This is a genomic window from Mesorhizobium sp. M7A.F.Ca.CA.002.09.1.1 (assembly GCF_003998555.1).
Classification (GTDB): domain Bacteria; phylum Pseudomonadota; class Alphaproteobacteria; order Rhizobiales; family Rhizobiaceae; genus Mesorhizobium; species Mesorhizobium ciceri.
On the sequence record NZ_RZRR01000341.1, the window covers coordinates 1 to 5,429 of the forward strand.

A 5,429-nucleotide genomic window follows, 5' to 3' on the forward strand; every position below is an offset into this window, starting at 1 on the left:
GCATCGACCGCGCGGGCGAGCGCGGTGCCCAGCAATCTGTGCGCCTCGGCATCGATGTGAAAGCCGTCCGCCTCGCTGCACGACACCACCGAGCCGGCATCGAAAAAGTGCAGTTCGAGCGAGTCCGCCAGAACCTCGAACTCGAGCGCGAGCAGGCGCGATTTCTCCGGCGCGCCGGCGAATATGGACTTCCATTCCTTGACGTCGTCCTGCATCGGCGGTGGCGCCACGATCATGATCTCGGGCGTCGAGCCGCCCGGACCTGGCGCCAGCTCCTTGATGTCGTAGACGAGGCAGCCGATCCCCATCGCCACTTCCGACGGCGGCTTGTTGAAGCGGATCTTCAGATCGTTGGTGCCGAGCATGATGATGACGAGGTCGAGCGTCGCATGGCTCTGCAGGCAAGGACGAAGATAGGTTCGGCCGTTCTTGTGGGCGCCCTCGATCGGGTCGTCGTGGACGGTGGTGCGGCCGCTCAACCCCTCCTCGATGACATACCAGTCAGGGCCCAGCTGAGAACGCAATATGCCCGGCCAGCGTTCACCCGGACCATAGCGCTCGAGCGGCCCCCTGCCGGGGATCTGGCCGTGCGTGTTGGAGTCGCCGTAGCACAAGACTGATCGCATGTTTTTCCCGCCGGGACAGACTGCGCGCCGAAGCCGGCGAGCGCCATTCATGATGGATAGTGGAGCGGCGAAAGGCAAGCAAGGGAATAGTCATTCAACCTGACTAACTATTGACAGGGCGAATCCGCTGTGCTTCTAAAGTGCCCGGAGGAGTTCTCGACCGTCATCATCGTCCAGCAGAAGTTGGGCTTCGACACGCATGTGTTCGGGGGCGGGAGAATTGCGCGCATCGGTCGGTTTGTGACGGGGGCATGCATTGGGAGAGCGTCTCGTGGCCATACGAATTTGTAGGCCGGAGCAACCACAAGGAGGAGTGTTCAATGTTAGGATTGCTGAAAACCGTCGGCCTGGGGATGCTCGTTGCGTCCACGCTTGCCGTGACGTCCCTGGCGCATGCGCAAGACGTCAAGCTGATGGACGGCGTGGCGCCGCGCCCCGACGACACGCGCATGACCGCCGCCGGTGCGTTCAAGAAGGACCCGCCCTGGGTCATCGGCATGAGCGACTTCGGTGTCAACGCAAACACCTGGACGGTGCAGGTGGCGCATGAGGCGGAGAACGCCGCGGCCAAGGACAAGCGCATCTCGAAATTCATCCTGCTCGATGCCGGCTTCGACCAGAAGAAGCAGGTGGCCGATATCGAGGACCTGATCGCACAGCATGTCGACGCCATCATCGTTCAACCGGTGACCAGCACGTCGGCCAATGCCAGCATCGCCAAGGCGGTCGCCGCCGGCATCCCGGTCATCCTTCACACCGGGCGTATCGATTCCGACGCCTACACCACCGAAATCCAGGGCGGCGCCGAGCACTTCGGCAAGGTCATGGGCGACTGGCTGGTGAAGACCGTCGGCGACAACGGCAAGATCTGGGTCCTGCGTGGCCTGGCCGGCCATCCGGAAGACACCAACCGCTATAACGGCCTCCTGGAATCGCTCAAGGGCACGCATGTGCAGATCATTGCCGAGGAGCATGGCGACTGGCAGTACGACAAGGCCAAGAAGCTGTGCGAGACGCTCTATCTGAACAATCCGCAGGTCGACGGCATCTGGTCGTCCGGCGCCGACATGACGCGCGCCTGCGTCGATGTCTTCAAGCAGTTCGGCACACCCATTCCGCCGATTTCGGGCGAGGGCAACAATGGCTATTTCGGCCAGTGGATTACGGATGGGTTCAAGTCGATCTCTCCGGAATACAGTCCCGCCCAGGGCGCTGCCGGCGTGCGCGCTGCCGTTGCCCTTCTGGAAGGCAAGCAGCTCTACAAGCGCTATGTCTACAATCCCGACGGATGGGACCAGGACAAGGCCAAGAAATACTATCGCGATGACCTGACCGCCAATGTCTGGTGGCCAAGCGAACTGCCGGAAGACAAGCTCAAGGAATATTACGGCAAGAAGTGACGGCGCCGTGGCTGGCGGGGAGTGGACAAACATTCCCCGCAGGCCGTTCCATGTGTCGAATCCGGTTCGTTCGAGGGTTTCGTGACCAATCTTGTCGAGATGTCCCACATTTCGAAGGCATTCGGAGGGAGCAAGGCGCTCCACTCCGTTTCCCTCGACCTCAAGGCGGGCAGCATCCACGCCCTGATGGGCGAGAACGGTGCCGGCAAATCGACGTTGATGAAGATTCTGGCGGGCGTGCATCAGCCCGATTCCGGCGAGATCTTCATGAGCGGCGAGAAGCTCGATCTGAAGTCGCCGCGCGCCGCGCTCGATGCCGGCATTTCGACCGTTTTCCAGGAGCATTCGCTGCTGCCCAATCTGTCGATCGCCGAGAACATGTTCCTCGGCCGGGAGCCGACGACCCGGTTCGGCTCGATCGACTATCCCGCGATGAAAAGCCAGACCGCCAGGGCGCTTGGCGAACTCGGCCTCACGCTCGACCCGTCGCAACTCGTTTCCAACCTGACCATAGCCGAGCGGCAATTCGTCGAGATCGCGCATTGCATCCAGGCCGACGCCAGCGTGCTCATCCTCGATGAGCCGACGGCGGCGCTCAACGCGGCCGATGTCGATGTGCTCAACCGCAACATCCGCCGGCTGCGCGACAAGGGAAAAGCCATCGTCTACATCTCGCATCGCATGGAGGAGATCTTCGAGTTGTGCGACACCGTGACGGTGCTGAAGGATGGCGCACTGGTCGGCACAAGGACGGTGCCCGAGATCACCACCGACGAACTCATCGCCATGATGGTCGGACGCGAACTCCAGGACCTTTTTCCCGATCGTACGGGCGATGTAGGCGATGAGATACTGCGCGTCGAAAACCTCAAGATCACCGAGACATCGCAGCCGCTGTCGCTGACTTTGCACAAGGGCGAGATCGTCGCCCTGGCCGGGCTGGAAGGGCAGGGCCAGCAGCGCTTCCTGCGATCGCTGATTGGCCGCTACCATCCCTTCGCCGGGACGATTTCCATCAACGGCAAGGCGCTGAAGATGCCGCTCCCGGCGTCGGCGGGCGTTCGGTATTTGCAGCAGCTGAAGGTCGGCTTCGTTCCCGAGGACCGCAAGGAAGAGGGGCTCTTCCTCGCTTTGCCGATCGCCCACAACATCGCCATCGGATTGCATTCGAGGCGCCCGGAACTTGCGCCGGCGCGGCCATATCGAAACGTCATCGCCCGCATGATGGAGGTCATGAACATAAAGGCGGCGGGCCTGTCGGCTGCGGTCGGTTCGCTGTCGGGCGGCAACCAGCAAAAGGTTCTGCTCGGCCGCTACCTTGCCGCCGATCTCGATCTTCTGCTGGTCGAAGAGCCGACGCGCGGCGTCGACATCGGCGCCAAGTCCGAGATCTACCATCTTCTGCGGGACTTCACCGCGAAGGGCGGCGCGGTGCTGGTGCTGTCGCGCGAGACGATCGAGCTGATCGGGCTCTGCGACCGCATCTACGTCGTCCATCACGACACGATCGTGGCCGAAATGCCGGCAGCGCAGGCGAGCGAACACAAGATTCTCGACGCGGCCCTCATGGGCGGCTCCACGCGCCAGCATTAGGGGCCTGCCATGGTTCGTTCGGTTTTCAACATCCTGAATGGCCGGAACACGCGGCAGGGCCTGTGGGGCCTGCCGCTGCTGGTCGCCTTGCTCATTTCGCTGTGGCTGACCGTCGAGACGACGCAGTTCGCCACGGCCGAAAACCTCTTCAACCTGGTTGCCCAGGCGATGCCGCTGATCATCGCGGCGATCGGACAGCTCGTCGTCGTGCTCATCGGCGGGCTCGACCTGTCGGTCGGCTCGGTCATCAGCTTCACCACCGCGGTGCTGGCGCTCGACCAGCCAGCGATTGTGTTGATCCCGGCGGTCTTCGTGCTGGCGGCAGTCATCGGGCTGATCAACGGTCTGGCGATCACCCGTTTCAACGTCCATCCGATCATCGCGACGCTGTCGACGCAGTACATCGTGCTCGGCATCACGCGCATCCTGCGGCCCGTCTCCGGCGGCACGGTGCCGGAGATCGTCATCGATGCCGTCTCGGGCAGTTTCCTCGGCATTCCCTATCCGGTTTTCTGGGGCATCGTCGTGATCCTGGCAGCGTGGAAACTGCTCTACGGATCCCGGTACGGGCTGCATCTGTTTGCGATTGGCGGCGGCATCGCGTCCGGCGCCGAGAGTGCTGCCCGCAATTTCGGCGTCTCCGACCGCCGCAACATCATCCTCGCCTATGTGATCTGTTCCTGTTTCGCAGCCGTTGCCGGTGTCTTCCTCGCCGGGCGCATCGTGTCGGGCGATCCGAATGTCGGGCTGCTTTTCGAACTCGATACCGTCACCGCCGTGGCGCTTGGAGGCACCCAGCTTTCCGGTGGCATAGGCAGCCTGCACGGCACCGTGATCGGCGCGCTGGTCATGGCGCTGCTGGCCAATGGCATGAACCTCGCCAACGTCTCGCCGTTCGTCCAGACCGCGATCAAGGGCGGCATCCTGCTGGCGGTGGTCGGGCTGCAATCCCGCAAGAAGATGGGGCTCTGAAAGATGGCTGCCGTTCTCGCAAATCCGATCGCCCGGCGCCTGCTGCGCATACCGCCGTCCTATTTTGTCTTCCTCGTGCTGCTGGCCACGCTGTGGATCGCACGGCCGAACATGCTCAACCTCAACATCATGGGTATCTTCGTCAGGCAGATCGTCCCGCTCGGCATCCTGGTTCTGGGGCAGCTCGTCGTCATGCGGGTGAAGTCGATCGACCTTTCCGGCGGCGGCATCATCCTGCTCATCAACTATTTCATTTCGTCGGGCACTTTCCCCGGCGCGTCGATGCCTTTCTTCGTCGTGCTGGCGCTCGGTACCGGCCTCGTCATCGGCCTGTTCAACGGCTTCATGATAGGGAGCCGGCGGGTGTCGGCGGTCATCGTCACGCTGGCGGTCAGCATCATCCTGGTCGGGCTGGTGCAGTTCCTGTCGAGCGGCAATCCGCCCGGCGATGTGCCGAAGCTGTTCAACGACCTCTACAACACGAAATTCCTGTCGGTTCCGACGCCGGTGCTGTTCTGGGTCCTGCTGACCGCTTTGGTGTGGCTGCTGCTGTCGCGGACCGTCTTTGGCCGCTACGTCGCCTCGGTCGGGGAGAATGCCGAAGCCGCGCATTTTTCCGGCGTGCCGGTCCAGCGCACGGTGATCCTTGCGCACACGCTCGCCGGCCTGATCGCGGCGATCGCGGCCCTGGTACAGACCGGTTCGATCGCCGTCGGCAGCGTCCGTGTCGGCCTCGACCTGCCGATCCTGGCGGTCGCGGCAACGATCCTCGGCGGCGTCGTCTTCGGTCGCGGCGACGGTGGCGTCTGGGGACCTTTCTTCGGGGCGTTGTGCTTTG

Annotated in this window: 5 protein-coding genes; 4 read left to right on the forward strand and 1 reads right to left on the reverse strand. The window is 63.0% G+C overall.

Annotated elements, in window-relative coordinates:
- Positions 1 to 626 (reverse strand): SGNH/GDSL hydrolase family protein (locus EN994_RS16305; RefSeq protein WP_127307649.1); only part of this gene is annotated, 626 nt, incomplete at its 3' end.
- A gap of 320 nt (positions 627 to 946) precedes the next feature.
- Between EN994_RS16305 and EN994_RS16310 the strand changes: the two genes are divergently transcribed.
- From EN994_RS16310 to EN994_RS16325, 4 genes are all read left to right on the forward strand, one after another.
- Complete coding sequence (locus tag EN994_RS16310; RefSeq protein WP_013530473.1) at positions 947 to 2,026, forward strand: substrate-binding domain-containing protein; 1,080 nt, start codon at positions 947 to 949, stop codon at positions 2,024 to 2,026.
- Between the two features lie 81 nt (positions 2,027 to 2,107).
- The gene (locus tag EN994_RS16315) at positions 2,108 to 3,619 is read left to right on the forward strand and encodes a sugar ABC transporter ATP-binding protein (protein ID WP_013530474.1); all 1,512 of its coding nucleotides are present in this window, start codon (positions 2,108 to 2,110) and stop codon (positions 3,617 to 3,619) included.
- Positions 3,620 to 3,628: 9 nt separating this feature from the next.
- The gene (locus EN994_RS16320; RefSeq protein WP_013530475.1) at positions 3,629 to 4,591 is read left to right on the forward strand and encodes an ABC transporter permease; all 963 of its coding nucleotides are present in this window, start codon (positions 3,629 to 3,631) and stop codon (positions 4,589 to 4,591) included.
- 3 nt (positions 4,592 to 4,594) lie between these two features.
- On the forward strand, positions 4,595 to 5,429 hold an 835-nt coding region (locus EN994_RS16325; RefSeq protein WP_164745959.1), incomplete at its 3' end, for an ABC transporter permease.

What these genes read in the sequence shown, in the direction of transcription:
- EN994_RS16320 (WP_013530475.1), top strand. Translation starts at nt 3,629, where the DNA reads ATGGTTCGTTCGGTTTTCAACATCCTGAATGGCCGGAACACGCGGCAG.
- EN994_RS16310 (WP_013530473.1), top strand. Translation starts at nt 947, where the DNA reads ATGTTAGGATTGCTGAAAACCGTCGGCCTGGGGATGCTCGTTGCGTCC.